We start from the raw sequence: 17,515 nt of genomic DNA, 5'->3' as shown, positions 1-17,515 counted from the left end.
CCGCCTTCGGCGCGCCCCTTCAACAAGAAGGGGCTCTCCTCCAGATGCGGCGCGGGGTTGCCGGCCAGCGGCCGGCACTACCAGAGCCTCGCTTACCAGGTGTACTTGACCCGGCCGTACACATACGCGCCGTTGAAGCCGAACGGCGAGTAGTTGCTGTAAGGCAGCATGCCGAAGGTGGAGTTCTGCAGGTCTTCGGTGCGGTCCGGGTACTTGTCCAGCAGGTTGTCGGCGCCCACGGTCAGGGTCCAGTTGCTGCTCGGCTTGTAGCTGGCCGAGGCATCCACCACCCAGGCGTCGCCGTAGGTCTGGTCGCGCAGTGCGGTGGCCGAGTTGCGCACGGTGAATTTGCCGTAGCGGGTCGCCGCCAGGCCCAGTTCCCAGTGGTCCGAACGCCAGGTGCCGCTCAGGATCGCCTTGTCGCGCGGGTAGCTGTCCTCGATGCGGCCGATCTCATCGCGGCCGATCAGCGACTGGTTCAGGCCCAGCGTCCCGAACACCGCCGGGGTGCCACCAACGCGGCGCACTTCGGTGTCGTTGTAGCTGTATGCAGCGGTCAGTTCCAGGCTGCTGGCACTGAACGGCACCGTGTAGCTGGACACGAAGTCGACACCGCGGGTGCGCGTATCCAGGCCGTTAGTGAAGTACGAGAACGCGGTCACCTGCGGCAGGCCGAGCGTGGTCAGCAACGCGCTGCTGGCGGCATTGGTGGTGATGCTCGACGACAGCGCGATGCGGTCGTCGATGTCGATCTGATACGCATCAACGGTGATGTACAGGCGATCGACCGGTTGCAGCACCAGGCCCAGGCTGTAGGAGGTGGAGGTCTCGGCCTTCAGCGGTGAGGCGCCCAGTGCCTGCGCGGCCTGGCTGGTGGTAGGGAAGGTGCCGCGCTCGACGAACACGCCGTTGGTGAACTGGCTGGTGACCGCCTGGTAGCCCTGCTGCGCCAGCGACGGTGCGCGGAACCCGCTGGAGGCGGTGGCCCGCAGCGCGACCTTGTCGGTGAATGCGTAGCGCGCCGACAGCTTGCCGGAGAAGCGGTCGCCGAAGTCCGAGTAATCCTCGTAGCGGCCGGTGATGCCGGCCGAGAACTTCTCGGTCAGGTCCGCTTCCAGCCCGGCGTAGACCGCGTAGTTGTGACGGTCGGCATGCACTTCATTGGTCGGGGTGAAGCCACCGAAGCCCTGCGCGCCACTGCCGGTGTACGAGTTCAGCTCGCCCGGCTTCTGGTCCCACTTCTCCTTGCGGTATTCACCGCCGAAGGACAGCGTGACCGGGTAGGCCAGGCCCCAGTCCAGCGACTTGGTCAGGTCGGCATTGAAGATGTCCTGCTGGTACTTCAGCGTACCGTCGTAGAACGAGCGCGGGCTGGTCGCACCCAGGCTGTAGTTGATGCTGTTGCGGGTGTGGAAGTCCAGGGTGTTCTCGCCATGGTTCAGGCTCAGGTCCCAGGCCCAGCCGTTGTCGGTGCTGCCCTTGACCCCGGCCACCAGCGAGCGGTCCTTGGAGTACTGGTTGATCTCCGGCACGAAGCCGTCCGGGTAGGTCTGCGCCAGCAGCGCGGTCTGCCCGTTGTGGTTGCGCGAGCGGTAGAACGCGAACGAGGTGATGTCGCGGTTGCTGAGCAGCGCGCTGGCGTAGCCGGTCACGCGGTCGCTGAAATCGAAGCTGGCATTGATCGAGGCAGCGGTGGCATCCACGCGCGGGTCGCCGACGATGAAGGTCTTCTGGCCGATGCTCGGGTAGTTGCCGGTGTTCGGGGTGGTGCCGCGGTACGGGCCGGCACGATTGCTCTCGTCCTGCTGGCTGATCTGGCCGGCTACGTGCACGCGGCCACGGCCGTTGCCGAACTCGACGCCGGTATCGCCGGAGAGCTGGTACTTGTTGCCGTCACCGGCCGAGTACTGGCCGTAGTCCACCGCCAGGCTGCCGCCACTGCCGCTGCCCTTGAGCACGATGTTGATGACGCCGGCGATGGCGTCCGAACCGTACTGCGCCGACGCGCCGTCACGCAGCACCTCCACGCGCTCGATGGCGGCGATCGGGATCGCGTTGATGTCCACCGCCGACGAACCACGGCCGATGCTGCCGTTGACGTTGATCATCGCCGAGGTATGGCGGCGCTTGCCGTTGACCAGCACCAGCACCTGGTCCGGCGACAGGCCGCGCAGCTGTGCTGGGCGCACGCCGCTGGTGCCGTCGGTCAGGGCCGGGCGCGGGAAGTTCAGCGAGGGCAGCGCGCGCGACAGCGCGGTGGCCAGTTCACTGGTGCCGGTGGACTGCAGGGCTTCGGGGGTGATGATGTCGATTGGCGACTGCGATTCGGCGACCGTGCGGTCGGCCACGCGGGTGCCGGTGACGATCACCGTGTCCAGGGTGTTGGCGGCGGTGCCGGTCTGCTGGGCAGCGGCGACGAACGGAGAGCCACCGAGTGCGACAGCGACGGCGGCGGCGATCAGGCTGGTCTTGCGGGTCATCGGGATGGGGCTCCGGTTGGCGGGGGCGGCACCGGAATCGACATCACGGGGGTGAGGCGGACGGCGGTTGTTGCGGTGCGCAAAGCAGGAATTAACGGGATATTCAGTGGCTGTCAAATGCCGGTCATCGGGAAAAACGTTGCAGCAGCAACCATTTAGCCCGGATTGGCACTCGCGGGGAGGGGGCCCGGGAGGCGCGCGGCGAGGACGTGGGAGAGAGGAACGCCGGCCGCCGCGCATCCCGGGGCGCGTCAAGTATTCGTTAACGCTAGAATTGCGTCGCAGGAACAGTGCTCACCAGCACATTCCATTCGGTTATATGGACGCCTTCCCCCATGATTTCGCTTCGTAATTTCGCCTTGCGCCGCGGCGAGCGGCTGCTGTTGTCCAATGTCGACCTGACCCTGCACGCCGGTTACCGGGTGGGTGTGGTCGGCCGCAACGGTGCTGGCAAGTCCAGCCTGTTCGCGGCGGTGAAGGGCGAGCTGGAGGCGGACAAGGGCGATGTCGACCTACCCGGCAAGGTGCGCATCGCCAGCGTTGCCCAGGAAACCCCGTCGCTGCCCGACCCGGCGCTGAGCTTCGTGCTCGGCGGTGACATCGAAGTGGCCGCGGTGCTGGCCGCCGAGGCCGAGGCGACCGCTCGCGAGGACTGGGAAGCGGTGGCCGAGGCGCACACGAAGATGGCCGAGCTCAATGCCTACGACGCCGAAGCGCGCGCCGGCAAGCTGCTGCACGGCCTCGGTTTCCCGGCCGAGACTCACCACCGCGCGGTGTCCTCGTTCTCCGGTGGCTGGCGCGTGCGCCTGAACCTGGCGCGCGCGCTGATGATGCCCAGCGACCTGCTGCTGCTGGACGAACCGACCAACCACCTGGACCTGGACGCGGTGTACTGGCTGGAACAGTGGCTGCTGAAGTACCCGGGCACCCTGCTGCTGATCTCGCATGACCGCGAGTTCCTCGACAACGTGGCTACCCACACCCTGCATCTGCACGGCGGTGGCGCCAAGCTCTACCCGGGCGGCTACACCGACTTCGAGCGCCAGCGCGCCGAACAGCTGCGCCAGCAGCAGATCGCGCACGAGAAGGAGCAGGCCGAGCGCGCCCACCTGCAGAGCTTCATCGACCGCTTCAAGGCGCAGGCCAGCAAGGCGGCGCAGGCGCAGAGCCGCATGAAGCGCCTGGCCAAGCTGGCCGGCACCGAAGCGGTGCGCGCCGAGCGCGAGTTCCGCATCGAGTTCGCGCCGCCGGCCAAGCTGCCGTTCTCGCTGATCCGCCTGAACCACGTCGAGGCCGGCTACGGCAAGGACGCGGTGATCCTGCACAACGTCGGCTTCGGCCTGGAAGCGGGCCAGCGCATCGGCCTGCTCGGCCCGAACGGTGCCGGTAAGACCACCCTGGTGAAGACCCTGGTGGGCGAGCTGGCGCCGATCGTCGGTGAGCGCATGGCGCATCCGGACCTGAAGATCGGCTACTTCGCCCAGCACACGGTGGAGTCGCTGCACGAAGGCCAGTCGCCGATGGAGCACTTCCGCGAGATCGCCCCGGACGCACCGAACCAGTCGTTCCGCGATTTCCTCGGCAAGTGGAACTTCCCGGGCGACCGTGCATTCGAGCCGGTCGATGGCTTCTCCGGTGGTGAGCGTGCGCGCCTGGCGCTGGCGCTGATCGCCTGGCAGCAGCCGAACGTGCTGCTGCTGGACGAACCGACCAACCACCTTGACCTGGAAATGCGCGAAGCGCTGGCCGAAGCACTGGCCACCTTCGAAGGCGCGATCGTGATGGTCTCGCATGACCGCCACCTGATCGGCCTGGTCTGCGATACCTACTGGCGCGTGGCCGATGGCGTGGTCGAGCCCTTCGACGGCGACCTGGACGCGTACGCCGCATGGCTGCGCACCCGTCCGCAGGCGCAGGGCACCAAGGCGCGCATGGAACAGGTGGAAGAGCCGGTGGTGGTCAAGACCGCCCCGGTGGCGCAGGTGGTGCAGAAGAAGCCGGTGAACCCGCACAAGCTGGCTGCCGCCGAAGCAAAGGTGGCCGAGCTGGAAGGCGCAGTGGCCGAGCTGGACCGCCAGCTGGCCGACCCGGCCAACTACGCCGACGCCACCCGCATGGCAGTGATCGGCCGCGACCGCGAAACCGCCGCCGCACAGCTGGAGAAGGCCGAAGCGGCGTGGATGGAGCTGCTGGAGTCCTGACTCCTTTTTGTTATGCGCCCTGCGCCTGCAGCCACTCGCGGAAGCGCTTGGCCGGCTCGCGCTCGGCGCGCGAGCGCAGCCGCGTCAGCCAGTAGCGGCCCAGCTCCAGAGTGGTGCCGAAGGGCTGCAGCAGGCGGCCTTCGGCCAGTTCCTGCTCGAACATGCGCAAGGGCAGCAAGGCCACCCCGGCCCCCCCGGCGGCGGCCATCGCCACCGTCAGCGACGAATCAAACACCGGCCCGCGGGCTTCCACGCCGCTGACCCCGGCTGCCTGAAGCCAGCGCGGCCATTCGTCGCTGCGGTAGGAGCGCAACAACGGCAGTGTGGCGAGGTCGCGCGGTTGCTTCAGCCGCCGCGCCAATGCCGGGGCGCACAGCGGTGCGAAGGGCGCATCGAGGATTGCCGTGCAGGCCTGGCCCTGCCAGTCGCCATCACCGAAGCGGATGGCCAGGTCCAGCCCTTCGCCGGCCAGGTCGATGCGGTTGTTGTGGGTCTGCAGGCGCAGCTCGATGTCCGGGTGCGTCGCTTCGAACGCGGCCAGCCGTGGCAGCAGCCAACCGGTGGCGAAGGTGCCGACCACGCCCAGCGTCAGTACTTCGCGGGCCGGCCCGCCGGTGTAGCGCGCGATGCTGGCCGAGATGCGCTCGAATGATTCGTTGAGGACCGGATACAGCGCCGCGCCCTCTTCGGTCAACGCCACGCCGCGCGGCAGGCGATGGAACAGGCGGATGCCGAGCCGGTCCTCCAGCCCGCGGATCTGGTGGCTCAGCGCGGCCTGGCTGACGCACAGCTCCAGCGCGGCGCGGGTGAAGTTCTGGTGGCGGGCGGCGGCTTCGAAAGCGCGCAGCGCGTTCAGCGGCAGGGTGGGGTGCAGCATCGGGAAGCCGTGAGCCAGGGTGATGGCTGATCCTACCGTTCAATGAGGAATTTCGTAAATTGCAACGAGTTGATTGCGGCAGGTATGAATTCAGCTCATGGCTCTCGCTGATTTTTCGCGCTGGTAGGCGCTGGGCGGGGCTTCAATAATCGGGCGGTCACCAGGAGAACCCCTATGCTCGCCCGTCGCCGATTCCTGCAGTTCAGTGGTGCTGCCGTTGCTTCCTCGCTGCTTGTCCCGGCGCTGGCGCGGGACGTTGCCCCTTCGTCCGGCACACCCGCCGCGAACGCCGCCATTGCTGGCGCCGCCGATTTCGCCGCGCTGGAAAAAGCCAGCGGTGGCCGCCTGGGCGTCACCGTGCTGAACACCGGTGATGGCCGTCGCATCGGCGGGCATCGGCAGGACGAGCGCTTCCCGATGTGCAGCACGTTCAAGTCGATGCTGGTTGCCCATGTGCTGAGCCTTGCCGATGCAGGCCGCGTTTCGCTCGACACCCGTGTGCCCATCGCCGGGAAGGATCTGCTGTCCTATGCCCCGGTGGCGCGCCGCCATGTGGACAAGGACCTGACGGTGCGCGACCTGTGCCGGGGCACGCTGACCACCAGTGACAACACGGCGGCCAACCTGCTGCTGGAGGTGGTGGGCGGGCCGTCGGCGCTGACGGCATTCCTGCGCGGGCAGGGCGACAGCGTTACCCGCAATGACCGCAACGAGCCGGACGTGAATCTGTTCGCGAAGGGAGACCCGCGCGATACCACCAGCCCGGCCGCGATGGCCACCAGCCTGGCCCGCTTCGCGGTGGGCAATGGCCTGCAGCCCGCATCGCGCCAGCAGTTCGCCGATTGGCTCATCGACAACCAGACCGGCGATGCCTGCCTGCGCGCCGGGCTGGGCAAGCGCTGGCGGGTGGGGGACAAGACCGGCAGCAACGGTGATGACACGCGCAACGACATCGCCGTGCTGTGGCCGCATGCGGGCGGCGCAGCGTGGGTGGTCACCGCCTATCTGCAGGGCGCGTCGGTCGATGACGACCAGCGTGCAGCGGTGCTTGCACGGGTGGGGGCGCTGGCCGACGCGATGATCGGATGAGGTAACCGGGGTCATTCGGAAATGGCTTGCCGGATCGGTCGGGCACGCGCATCCTGCGCGCGTTCGCACCCCACGGAAGACCCCGATGAGCCATGAGTTGATCTACCTGCTGCTGATCTTCGCGCTGCTGGTGATCCCGCGCGCGCTGCAGCGCTTCAGCCTGCCCGCGCCGCTGACCTGCCTGCTGTTCGGCATCATCGGCATGCTCTGGCTGGGCGACCAGGCGCACGATGCGGTGATCGGCCTGCTGGCCACGCTGGGCATTTCCTCGCTGTTCCTGTTTGCCGGCCTGGAAGTGGATCTGCAGGCCCTGCGCCGTGGCATGTGGCCGCTGCTGGCGCATCTGGTGATCCGTACCGGCACGCTGTTCGGCGTGGGCTGGCTGGCCTGGCGTTACGCGGGATTGCCGTGGCAGGCCGCCGGGCTGCTGGCGCTGGCGCTGCTGACGCCCTCCACCGGCTTCATCATGGACTCGCTGTCGCGACTGGGCCTGAGCGAGGACGAGCGATTCTGGGTGACCAGCAAGGCCATCGCCGGCGAACTGCTGGCGCTGGCCGCCTTGTTCATCGTGCTGCAGGCCGGCGACCCTGGCCACATGGCGCTGTCCAGTCTGGCGCTGCTGGCGATGATGATCGGCCTGCCGCTGCTGTTCATCGCGCTGGGCCGCTGGGTGGCGCCGCACGCGCCGGGCTCGGAGTTCTCGCTGCTGGTGATGGTCGGCATGGTGGCCGCCTATATCACCTATCTGCTGGGTGTGTATTACCTGGTCGGTGCCTTCATCGCCGGCCTGGTCGCGCGCCTGCTGCACCAGCGCATGCCGCTGCTGGCCTCGCACGAGAACCTGCATGCGCTGCGCCTGTTCGCCTCGTTCTTCGTGCCGTTCTATTTCTTCAACGCCGGCACCAAGGTGCCCAGCGAAGCACTGAGCTTCGAAGCGCTGGGGCTGGGCATCGTGATCACCCTGGTGGTGCTGCCGCTGCGCATCGGCGTAGTCTGGCTGCAGCGCCGGGTGATGTTCGGCGAGAGCTTCCGCAGCAGCCTGCGGGTCTCGCTGGCGCTGGCCCCGACCCTGATCTTCACCCTGGTGCTGGCGGCGATCATGCGCGAGCGTTTCCAGATTCCGGCGGTGCTGTTCGGCGCGCTGCTGCTGTACGCCGCACTGACCACGCTGTTGCCGTCGCTGGTGTTCCGCACACCGTTCGATGTCGATCCGGTGGAACAGGAGCCGGCGGGCGAGGGCGAGTCCGCGCCGGTGGCGGCCACCGAGACGCTGCCGGAACCGCACATCGCCGAACGCTGATCGGTTGTCGCGCGCGGTTTGCGCCCGTCGGCCATGACCGTTAGGGTTGGGGCATGAGACTGCCTGCCGTTGTTGCCGCTTCCGCCCTCCTGCTCAGCCTCGCTGCCTGCTCGCAGCGTTCCGATACGGTCGCCCATGATCTGGCGACCGCACCGGCCGATGCCTTCATGGCCGCCATCGCCGCGCATTGCGGCCAGGCCTTTGAGGGCCGGGTGGTGGAGGACACGCCGGCACCGACCGGCAAGGACCCGTTCGCCGGGCAGCGCCTGGTCATGCATGTGCGAGGCTGTGCCGATCCCGCCCATGAACTGCGGATTCCCTTCCATGTCGGCGATGACCACTCACGCACCTGGGTGCTGACCCGCACCGAAAACGGCCTGCGCCTGAAGCACGATCACCGCCATCAGGATGGCAGCGCGGATGCCATCACCCTCTACGGCGGCGACAGCACGCCACCGGGCACCGCCGAGCGCCAGCAGTTCCCGGCCGACTCCGATTCGGTGGCGATGTTCCGGCGTGCCGACATGCTGGCGTCCACGCACAACACCTGGGCGATGGAGATCGACCCCGACCAGACCTTCGTCTACGAACTGACGCGCCCGGAGGGCCGCCGATTCCGCGTGAAGTTCGACCTGAGCAAGCCGGTCGACCTGCCGCCCGCACCGTGGGGCGACGAGAAGGCGCCCGCACCCTGATCTTCGGGTCGGATACCTCCTGCGGAGGGCTCCGACCCCAGAAAGATTCCCGGTAGATCCACGCCATGCGTGGATGCGGGATACCCGGCAGGGGGGCAGGGCCCTGGCCATGGGCCAGGGAACCGACCCTTCACTCAGCGCGTGCCGAAGCGTGCCCGGCAGCCGTTGCTCACCCACACCTGGCCGCGTGCGTAGCCCCAGCTGCGGCCCTCCTGGCAGGCGCTGCCGGACAGCTGCTGCTGCAGCACCGGCCGACCCTGGCGCTCATCCCAGTCGCAGTTCTGCGTGCGGTTGTTGTTGCTGCTGCAGGTGATCGAGTAGTTGCTGTTGCCGCCGCCCCATCCACCACCGCCACCGCCCCAGCCGCGGGCCTCGGCGAATTCGGCGCGGCAGCCGCCACTGACCCAGATCGCGCCATTGCGCACGCCCCAGGTGCGGCCTTCGTTGCAGGGGCTGCCGGACAGCTGGCGGACCAGGCGGGCATTGCGCCAGCCGACCGGGCAGCTGCGCTCGCGGTTGTTCTGGCTCTCGCAGCGGATGGTTTCGCCGGGCCGGCCGTTGTTGCCACCCCAGCCACCGCCATTGCCGCCGCTCCAGCCACCACGGGCCTCGACGAATTCGGCACGGCAGCCATTGGTGACCCAGATGCTGCCATTGCGGCTGCCCCAGGTGCGGCCTTCGTCGCAGGCGCTGCCGGACAGCTGGCGGACCAGCTGCGCATTGCGCCAGCCGGTAGTGCAGACGCGTTCTCGGTTGTTCTGGCTCTCGCAGCGGATCACTCCGTTCTGCGCGGCGGCCGGGGCGGAGGGCAGGGCGAACGTGGCGATGGTGCCCAGGCTCAGGGTCACGGCCAGGCGGGCCAGGGACAGCGGTTTCATGGCGGCATCCCATACGGTGGCAGGTGCCTGACTATAGGGAAGGGGGCGATCAAGCCGGTGTGACTGGCCGGATTTGCCCCGGCCGGGGCCTCGGCCGCAGAATACGGAGCTTTCCGGCCCCCATCCGGTGCCGGCGTTCTCCAGCGGAGCTTCCCCCCATGCGTACCCACTTCTGCGGCCTGGTCGATGAGACCCTGATTGGCCAGACTGTCACCCTCGCCGGCTGGACCGACGTGGCCCGTAACCAGGGCGGCGTCTGCTTCATCGATCTCCGGGATCATGAAGGCATCGTGCAGGTGACCGTGGAAGTCGACAACGCCGACGTGTTCGCCGTGGCCGCGTCGCTGGGCTATGAGGACGTGCTGCAGGTGGAAGGCGTCGTGCGCGCCCGCCATGCGGTGAACGACAAGATGCGCACCGGCAAGGTGGAAGTGATCGCCACCGCCATCACCGTGCTGAACAAGGCCGCGCCGCTGCCGTTCCACGCCCACGAGAACCCGGGCGAGGAAACCCGCCTGAAGTACCGTTACCTGGACCTGCGCCGCCCGGAAATGCAGCGCATGCAGCGCACCCGCATCAAGCTGGTGCAGGCGCTGCGCCGCCACCTGGACGAGAAGGGCTTCCAGGACATCGAGACCCCGATCCTGACCAAGGCCACCCCGGAGGGCGCGCGCGACTTCCTGGTGCCGGCGCGCATGCATCCGGGCGAGTTCTACGCCCTGCCGCAGAGCCCGCAGCTGTTCAAGCAGATCCTGATGGTGGCCGGCTTCGACCGCTACTACCAGATCGCGCGCTGCTTCCGCGACGAGGCCCTGCGTGCCGATCGCCAGCTGGAATTCACCCAGCTGGACATGGAGTTCGCCTTCGTCCGCGAACGCGACGTGCAGGACTTCGTCGAAGACATGATCCGCGCCATCTTCAAGGAAGTGGTCGACGTCCAGCTGGATGCCAGCTTCCCGCGCATGACCTGGGCCGAGGCGATGCGTCGCTACGGTTCGGACAAGCCCGACCTGCGCATCGCGCTGGAACTGGTCGACGTGGCCGAGCTGGTCAGGAACAGTGAGTTCCCGGTGTTCACCGGCCCGGCCAACGATGCCGAAGGCCGCGTCGCCGCGCTGCGCATTCCGGGCGGTGCGTCACTGAGCCGCAAGCAGATCGACGAGTATGCCGCGCATGCCGCCAAGTACGGCGCCAAGGGCCTGGCCTACATCAAGATCGCCGACAACGGCGAAGTCAGCTCGCCGATCCAGAAGTTCTTCAGCGAGGAATCCTTCGCTGCGCTGGTGGCCCACGTCGGCGCCGGCAATGGCGACATCGTGTTCTTCGGTGCCGGTGGCTACAACAAGGTCTCCGACTTCATGGGCGCGCTGCGCCTGAAGGCCGGCAAGGACTTCGGCCTGGTCGCCGACGGCTGGGCGCCGCTGTGGGTCACCGACTTCCCGATGTTCGAGTGGGACGAGGAAGAACAGCGTTACGTCGCCCTGCATCACCCCTTCACCGCACCGGCCGTGGACGACATCGCCGACCTGCGCGCCAACGCCCGTACCGCCGTCTCGCGCGGCTACGACATGGTGCTCAACGGCAATGAGATCGGCGGCGGTTCCATCCGTATCCATCGTCCGGACATGCAGAGCGCGGTGTTCGAGCTGCTCGGCATCGGTGCCGAGGAAGCCCGCGCCAAGTTCGGCTTCCTGCTCGACGCGCTGAACTACGGTGCGCCGCCGCACGGTGGCATCGCCTTCGGCATCGACCGCATCGCCGCGCTGATGGCCGGCACCGAATCGATCCGCGACGTCATCCCGTTCCCGAAGACCACCGGTGCACAGGATCTGATGACCGACGCGCCGTCGCCGATCGTCGACGCGCAGCTGGCCGAAGTGCACATCCAGGTTCGCCCCAAGACCAACTGATCAGGAGATCCAGGCAATGACCGAGTTTGCGTTTTCGCTGGAGTGGGAAATGCTGGGCAATGAAGGCTCCGAGGCCACCCTGGTCACCGAGCGTGCACGCGTGTTCGGTGGTTGGCTGGTCCGCGTCGGTACCAACCCGGCGGCGATGGCCCTGACCTTCGTCGCCGATGGCGAAGGCCGTTGGGACGGTGAAGACTTCGGCGTCGAGGATTACGAGGACGACGAAGAGGAAGAGTACGACGAGGACGAGGAAGGCGGGGAAGAAGAGGACGAGGACGAAGAGGAATACGAGGAAGAGGACGAGGAAGAAGAAGCGGAATCGGAATCGCCTGAAAAGGCTTGACCCGCGCTTCGCCCTGACGTCAACTTCCTGCATGTATTCGATCCGCCGCGCCACCTTGGACGACGCGCCGACCCTGTCGGCGCTGGCTGCACGCACGTTCACCGAAACCTTCGGCCATCTGTATCCGCCGCAGGACCTGCAGGCCTTCCTCGAGGAGGCCTACACGGTCGAGCGCCAGCGCGTGATCCTGGCCCACCCGGACTACGCGGTGTGGCTGCTGGAACTGGATGGGGAGGCGGTCGGCCATGCCGCCGCCGGCCCTTGCGGCCTGCCGCATCCGGATGTGAAACCCGGTGACGGCGAACTCAAGCGCCTGTACCTGATCAAGACGCAGCAGAGCTGCGGCTGGGGCAGCCGCCTGCTGGAAACCGCGCTGGCCTGGCTGGAACACGAAGGCCCGCGCACGTTGTGGCTGGGCGTGTGGTCGGAGAACTTCGGCGCGCAACGCTTCTACGCCCGCTACGGTTTCGAGAAGGCCGGCGAGTACCTGTTCCCGGTTGGTGACACCCAGGACCTCGAGTTCATCCTGCGCCGCGCACCGCGCGCGGCCTGACGTTCACCGCCGCTTGCTGCGCGCGCGTGTTCAATCACCTCACGTTCCTGCCCCGCTGACCGCCAGGCTGTTTGCATGACTCCCCCCGTATTGCTGCTGCATGGCATCTGGAATGCCCGTGCCTGGGTCGGGCCGCTGGCCTGGCGCCTGCGCGCGCGCGGTTTCCAGGTGCACGCGTTCGGCTATTCCTCGGTGTTCGGTGGCCCCGACGTGGCCGTGCCACAGCTGCTGGAACGCCTGGCCGATGCCGGGCCGCTGTCGCTGGTCGGCCACAGCCTGGGCGGATTGCTCGCGCTGGAGGCCTTGCGCCGCCAGCCGCAGCTGGACGTGCAGCGCGTGGTCTGCCTGGGCTCGCCGCTGCGCGGCAGCGGCACCGCGCGCTCGTTGTCCGAGCACGGCTGGGGACTGGCGCTGGGGCGCAGCAGCGAACTGTTGCTCGATGGGCTGCCGGACTGGCAGGGCAAGGCCGAAGTCGGGTTGATCGCCGGCTCGGTGCCGCATGGGCTGGGCAGCCTGCTGGGGGCGATCGACGATGCCTCCGACGGCACCGTGGCCCTGGCCGAGACCCGCCTGCCGGGCCTGGCCGACCATTGCGTGGTGCGTACCAGCCACAGTGGCCTGGTGGTGTCGCCCGATGCCGCGCGGCAGACCGCGCATTTCCTGCGCCACGGCCAGTTCGACCACAGCCGCGACGCCGCCGCCGCGTAAGGCGGTTCGCCGGGCAGGGCGGTGCACTCTCGGTAGCGCCGGGCCATGCCCGGCGGCAGTAGATCCACGCCATGCGTGGATGGCGCCTTCCCGATATCCCTCCGCCCTAGACACGGTTGCAGCGCCCGATCAGGTAGAATCCGCGCCTTGATCCTGAAGCAGCCAGACGGTAGCACCCATGGGTAGAGGCCCCTCCATCGAAGCCCGCAAGAACGCGTCCGACGCGAAGCGCGGCAAGATTTTCACCAAGATCATCCGCGAGATCGGCGTGGCCGCGCGCGGCGGTGGAGGCGACCCCAACAACAACCCGCGCCTGCGCGTGGCCGTGGACAAGGGCCTGGCCGTGAACATGTCCAAGGACGTGATCGAGCGCGCCATCAAGAAGGCCACCGGTGAACTGGAAGGCGTCGATTACGAGGAAATCCGCTACGAGGGCTACGCCCCGGGTGGCGTGGCCGTGATCGTCGACTGCCTGACCGACAACCGCGTGCGCACCGTGGCCGATGTCCGCCATGCGTTCAGCAAGTGCGGCGGCAACATGGGCACCGAAGGCTCGGTCGCCTTCATGTTCAAGCGCCTGGGCGTACTCAGCTTCGCCCCGGGTGCCGACGAGGAAGCCATCACCGAAGCGGCCATCGAGGCCGGCGCCGATGACATCGTGGTCTACCCGGACGACGGCTCGATCGACGTGGTCACCAGCCCTGACGCGTTCAACGCGGTCAAGGACGCAATGGCCGCCGCCGGCCATGTCGCCGACCACGCCGAGGTCACCTTCCGCGCGGACAACGACATCAAGGTCGAAGGCGACGTTGCCCTTCAGGTCAAGAAGCTGCTGGACATGCTCGAAGACCTGGACGACGTGCAGGACGTGTATTCCAACGCCGAACTCGGCGCCGACGCCTACGCCTGAGCCGTCTTCGACGGCTTGGGCGCGGGCCGTTGAACGGTCACCGCGGACAGTCATGAGCCCATACGCCTGCCAGCGCCTCCCGTTCCGCCCCGCCAGGAGCGCAGCATGACCCGCATCCTCGGCATCGACCCCGGTTCGCAGCGGACCGGGGTCGGCATCATTGATGTCGACGCCGCCGGCCGCGTCAGCCACGTGCACCACCAGCCGCTGGTGCTGCTGGGCGCCGACGATTTCCCGCAGCGCATGAAGCTGCTGGTGCTGGGCCTGGCCGACCTGTGCCGGGAATACCAGCCCAATGAAGTGGCCATCGAAAAGGTGTTCATGGCCCGCAATCCCGATTCGGCGCTGAAGCTGGGCCAGGCCCGTGGCGCGGCGATCTCGGCCGTGGTGCTGCGCGACCTGCCGGTGCACGAATACGCCGCCAGCGAGATCAAGCTCGCGGTGGTCGGGCGCGGTGGCGCCGAAAAGCAACAGGTTCAACACATGGTCGGGCTCATGCTCAACCTGAAAACCAAGCTGCAGGCCGACGCGGCCGACGCGTTGGCGGTGGCGATCACCCATGCCCACGTAAGGGCAACGGCCAACCGCCTGGGGCTCAGTGCCCGCCAGGCGTGGGGCCGCAAATGAGGAGCTGCACGCAATGATCGGTCGACTGCGCGGCATCATCGCCTACAAGGGGCCGCCGTGGCTGGTGGTGGACGTGAACGGAGTGGGCTACGAACTGGAGGCGCCGATGAGCACCTTCTACGACCTGCCCGAGCTCGGCCGCGAGGTCACCCTGTACACCCATTACTCGCAGAAAGAAGACAGCGTCTCGCTGTACGGCTTCCTGCGCGAGGGTGAGCGGCGCCTGTTCCGCGACGTGCAGAAGGTCAGCGGCATCGGCGCGAAGATCGCGCTGGCCGTGCTGTCCGGCGTCAGCGTCGAAGAGTTCGCGCGCATGGTCCAGGCCGGTGACATCACCGCGCTGACCCGCATTCCGGGCATCGGCAAGAAGACCGCCGAACGCATGGTCCTGGAGCTGCGTGACCGCGCCGCCCAGTTCGGTGCCGGTGGCGCGCTGCCCACCGGCAGTGGCCCGGCCCCGGCCGACCCGCTGTCCGATGCCACCGTGGCCCTGCAGCAGCTCGGTTACAAGCCGGCCGAAGCCGCACGCATGGCCCGCGACGCCTTCAATGAAGGCGACGAAGTGGCCACCGTGATCCGCAAGGCGCTGCAGTCGGCGCTGCGCTGACCTACCTCCCTTTCCCTCAACGAACCGCCTGAGCTTCGCCAGGAGTCCCATGTCCAGCAGTCAAACCCCGCACGCAGCTGCCCCCGGCGGCCACGGTCACGCCCCTCCCGCCGGAGGCATGGCGCTGATCATCGGTGCGATCGGCGTGGTCTTCGGCGATATCGGTACCAGCCCGCTGTATACCCTGAAGGAGGCGTTCTCGCCGCACTACGGGCTCAACAGTGACCACGACACCGTGCTGGGCGTGCTGTCGCTGGCGTTCTGGGCGCTGAACATCGTGGTCACGCTGAAGTACGTGACCATCATCATGCGCGCCGACAATGACGGCGAGGGCGGCATCATGGCGCTGATGGCGCTGACCCAGCGCACGCTGCGCAACGGGTCGCGCTCGGCTTACGTGGTCGGCATCCTCGGTATCTTCGGTGCCTCGCTGTTCTTCGGTGACGGCGTGATTACCCCGGCGATCTCCGTGCTTGGCGCGGTCGAGGGCCTGGAGGTGGCCGCGCCCGGCCTGCATGCCTTCATCGTGCCGATCACCGTGGTGGTGCTGCTGATGGTGTTTGCCGCGCAGCGCTTTGGTACCGAAAAGATCGGCAAGGCGTTCGGCCCGATCACCTCGGTCTGGTTCATCTCGCTGGCCGCGATCGGCATCTACAACATCGTCGACGCGCCGGAAGTGCTGAAGGCCTTCAACCCGTGGTGGGCGATCCGCTTCTTCATGGAGCACAGCTGGCACGGCATCTTCATCCTTGGCGCGGTGGTGCTGGCGGTGACCGGTGGCGAGGCGCTGTACGCCGACATGGGCCACTTCGGCGCCAAACCCATCCGCCACGCCTGGTATTTCTTCGTGCTGCCGTGCCTGGTGCTGAACTACCTGGGGCAGGGCGCACTGGTGCTCAACCACCCCGAGGCGCTGAAGAACCCGTTCTTCGAGGCGGTGCCGCCGTGGGCGCTCTACCCGATGATCATCCTGGCCACGATGGCGGCGGTGATCGCGTCGCAGTCGGTCATCACCGGTGCGTTCTCGGTCTCGCGCCAGGCCATGCAGCTGGGTTACATCCCGCGCATGCGCATCAAGCACACCTCGCACGACACCATCGGCCAGATCTACATCCCGGGCATCAACTGGGGTATCGCGGTGATGGTGATCGGCCTGGTACTTGCCTTCCGCAGCTCGTCGAACCTGGCCGTGGCCTACGGCATCTCGGTGTCGGCCACGATGCTGATCGACACCCTGCTGCTGGCACTGGTCGCGCGTTCGCTGTGGCCGAAGGCCCGCAAGTGGATCCTGCCGCTGTGCGTGGTGTTCTTCATCATCGACCTCGGCTTCGTCATCGCCAACGGCGCCAAGCTGCTGCAGGGCGCATGGTTCCCGGTGGTGCTGGGCATCTTCCTGTTCACCATGATGCGCACCTGGCGCCGTGGCCGCGAGCTGCTGCGCGATGAGATCCGCAAGGACGGCATCCGCCTGGATACCTTCCTGCCGGGCCTGATGCTGGCGCCGCCGGTACGCGTGCCGGGCACCGCGGTCTTCCTCACCGCCGACCCGACCGTGGCGCCGCATGCGCTGATGCACAACCTCAAGCACAACAAGGTGCTGCACGAGCGCAACGTGTTCCTGCACGTGGAAACCCTGCCGATCCCGTATGCGATGGAAGGGCAGCGACTGAAGATCGAATCGGTGGGCGACGAGTTCTATCGCGTCTACGTGCGCTTCGGTTTCATGGAAACCCCGGACGTACCGCTGGCGCTGATGCGCTCGTGCGACCACGGCGGCATCTATTTCGACCCGATGGATACCACCTTCTTCGCCAGCCGCGAGACCATCGTCGCCACCGCCAACCGCGGCATGCCGATCTGGCGCGACAAGCTGTTCGCGCTGATGCACCGGAATGCCGCCCCGGCGACCGGCTTCTTCCGGATTCCGGGCAACAGATTGGTGGAACTGGGCGCGCAGGTGGAGATTTAATCTCCACCTGCGCTACGTCCCACGATTTGCTGCGCAAACCGTGGGCCCCGCGCGCATTCCACCTTATCCCCGCGCCTGTCGGCGCGCCCCCTTGAACAACAAGGGGGCTCCACTTGCGGAGGCGCCGCGCGCTTGAAGCTTGGCCCACTCTGCTCTCCAGTTTCCTCCACGCCTGGATCTACTGTGCCGACCAACGGTCGGCACCCGCCAAAGCAGAATGCCGTTACGACAGACCGCAGGAAACTGTCGAAGGCGGGGTGGGTCCGGTTGCGGGGGCGTGAGCGCCATGGATGGCGCGACCGAGCCTACATGGACGTATTTACGGCGTCCCCCGCAACCGGACCCACCCCGCCATTCCACGGCATGCC

The 17,515-nt window shown here is 67.5% G+C and carries 15 protein-coding genes; 12 read left to right on the top strand and 3 right to left on the bottom strand.

Annotation, left to right across the window (positions count from 1 at the left end):
• Positions 1 to 92: 92 nt before the first annotated feature.
• On the bottom strand, positions 93 to 2,480 hold the full coding sequence (locus CCR98_RS16340; RefSeq protein WP_087923421.1) for a TonB-dependent receptor: 2,388 nt from the start codon (positions 2,478 to 2,480) through the stop codon (positions 93 to 95).
• A gap of 335 nt (positions 2,481 to 2,815) precedes the next feature.
• Between CCR98_RS16340 and CCR98_RS16335 the strand changes: the two genes are divergently transcribed.
• Entirely contained in the window at positions 2,816 to 4,681 is a 1,866-nt protein-coding gene (locus tag CCR98_RS16335; protein ID WP_049443063.1) for an ABC-F family ATP-binding cassette domain-containing protein, read from the top strand.
• 10 nt (positions 4,682 to 4,691) lie between these two features.
• Here CCR98_RS16335 and ampR read toward each other — a convergent pair whose 3' ends face one another.
• Positions 4,692 to 5,558 (bottom strand): LysR family transcriptional regulator AmpR, encoded by an 867-nt coding sequence (ampR, locus tag CCR98_RS16330; protein WP_087923420.1) that lies wholly within the window; start codon positions 5,556 to 5,558, stop codon positions 4,692 to 4,694.
• A gap of 174 nt (positions 5,559 to 5,732) precedes the next feature.
• Here ampR and blaL2 point away from each other — a divergent pair, with 174 nt between their 5' ends.
• From blaL2 to CCR98_RS16315, 3 genes are all read left to right on the top strand, one after another.
• Complete coding sequence (gene blaL2 / locus CCR98_RS16325; protein ID WP_087923419.1) at positions 5,733 to 6,647, top strand: L2 family extended-spectrum class A beta-lactamase; 915 nt, start codon at positions 5,733 to 5,735, stop codon at positions 6,645 to 6,647.
• An 85-nt stretch (positions 6,648 to 6,732) separates the two neighbouring features.
• Positions 6,733 to 7,947, top strand: coding sequence for a cation:proton antiporter (locus CCR98_RS16320; protein WP_087923418.1), 1,215 nt, complete (start codon positions 6,733 to 6,735; stop codon positions 7,945 to 7,947).
• Between the two features lie 53 nt (positions 7,948 to 8,000).
• A complete protein-coding gene (locus CCR98_RS16315; protein WP_087923417.1) occupies positions 8,001 to 8,642 on the top strand; it encodes a hypothetical protein in 642 nt (213 codons plus the stop codon).
• Positions 8,643 to 8,776: 134 nt separating this feature from the next.
• Here CCR98_RS16315 and CCR98_RS16310 read toward each other — a convergent pair whose 3' ends face one another.
• The gene (locus CCR98_RS16310) at positions 8,777 to 9,520 is read right to left on the bottom strand and encodes a DUF3011 domain-containing protein (RefSeq protein WP_087923416.1); all 744 of its coding nucleotides are present in this window, start codon (positions 9,518 to 9,520) and stop codon (positions 8,777 to 8,779) included.
• Positions 9,521 to 9,678: 158 nt separating this feature from the next.
• Here CCR98_RS16310 and aspS point away from each other — a divergent pair, with 158 nt between their 5' ends.
• From aspS to CCR98_RS16270, 8 genes are all read left to right on the top strand, one after another.
• On the top strand, positions 9,679 to 11,430 hold the full coding sequence (gene aspS / locus CCR98_RS16305; protein WP_087923415.1) for an aspartate--tRNA ligase: 1,752 nt from the start codon (positions 9,679 to 9,681) through the stop codon (positions 11,428 to 11,430).
• A 16-nt stretch (positions 11,431 to 11,446) separates the two neighbouring features.
• Complete coding sequence (locus CCR98_RS16300; protein ID WP_087923414.1) at positions 11,447 to 11,773, top strand: DNA primase; 327 nt, start codon at positions 11,447 to 11,449, stop codon at positions 11,771 to 11,773.
• Positions 11,774 to 11,804: 31 nt separating this feature from the next.
• Positions 11,805 to 12,326, top strand: a complete 522-nt coding sequence (locus CCR98_RS16295) for a GNAT family N-acetyltransferase (RefSeq protein WP_087923413.1) — start codon at positions 11,805 to 11,807, stop codon at positions 12,324 to 12,326.
• A gap of 75 nt (positions 12,327 to 12,401) precedes the next feature.
• A complete protein-coding gene (locus CCR98_RS16290) occupies positions 12,402 to 13,034 on the top strand; it encodes an alpha/beta fold hydrolase (protein WP_014038228.1) in 633 nt (210 codons plus the stop codon).
• A gap of 178 nt (positions 13,035 to 13,212) precedes the next feature.
• Positions 13,213 to 13,944: a YebC/PmpR family DNA-binding transcriptional regulator gene (locus CCR98_RS16285; RefSeq protein ID WP_014038227.1), complete on the top strand. Its 732-nt coding sequence runs from the start codon at positions 13,213 to 13,215 to the stop codon at positions 13,942 to 13,944.
• 105 nt (positions 13,945 to 14,049) lie between these two features.
• Positions 14,050 to 14,571 (top strand): crossover junction endodeoxyribonuclease RuvC, encoded by a 522-nt coding sequence (gene ruvC, locus CCR98_RS16280; RefSeq protein WP_008268142.1) that lies wholly within the window; start codon positions 14,050 to 14,052, stop codon positions 14,569 to 14,571.
• Positions 14,572 to 14,584: 13 nt separating this feature from the next.
• Entirely contained in the window at positions 14,585 to 15,178 is a 594-nt protein-coding gene (gene ruvA / locus CCR98_RS16275) for a Holliday junction branch migration protein RuvA (protein ID WP_087923412.1), read from the top strand.
• Between the two features lie 118 nt (positions 15,179 to 15,296).
• Positions 15,297 to 17,147 (top strand): potassium transporter Kup, encoded by a 1,851-nt coding sequence (locus CCR98_RS16270; protein ID WP_005418516.1) that lies wholly within the window; start codon positions 15,297 to 15,299, stop codon positions 17,145 to 17,147.
• Positions 17,148 to 17,515: the final 368 nt, after the last annotated feature.

Origin of the sequence: Stenotrophomonas sp. WZN-1 (assembly GCF_002192255.1) — a bacterium.
GTDB lineage: Bacteria > Pseudomonadota > Gammaproteobacteria > Xanthomonadales > Xanthomonadaceae > Stenotrophomonas.
This window is presented reverse-complemented; position numbering and strand designations above follow the sequence as displayed.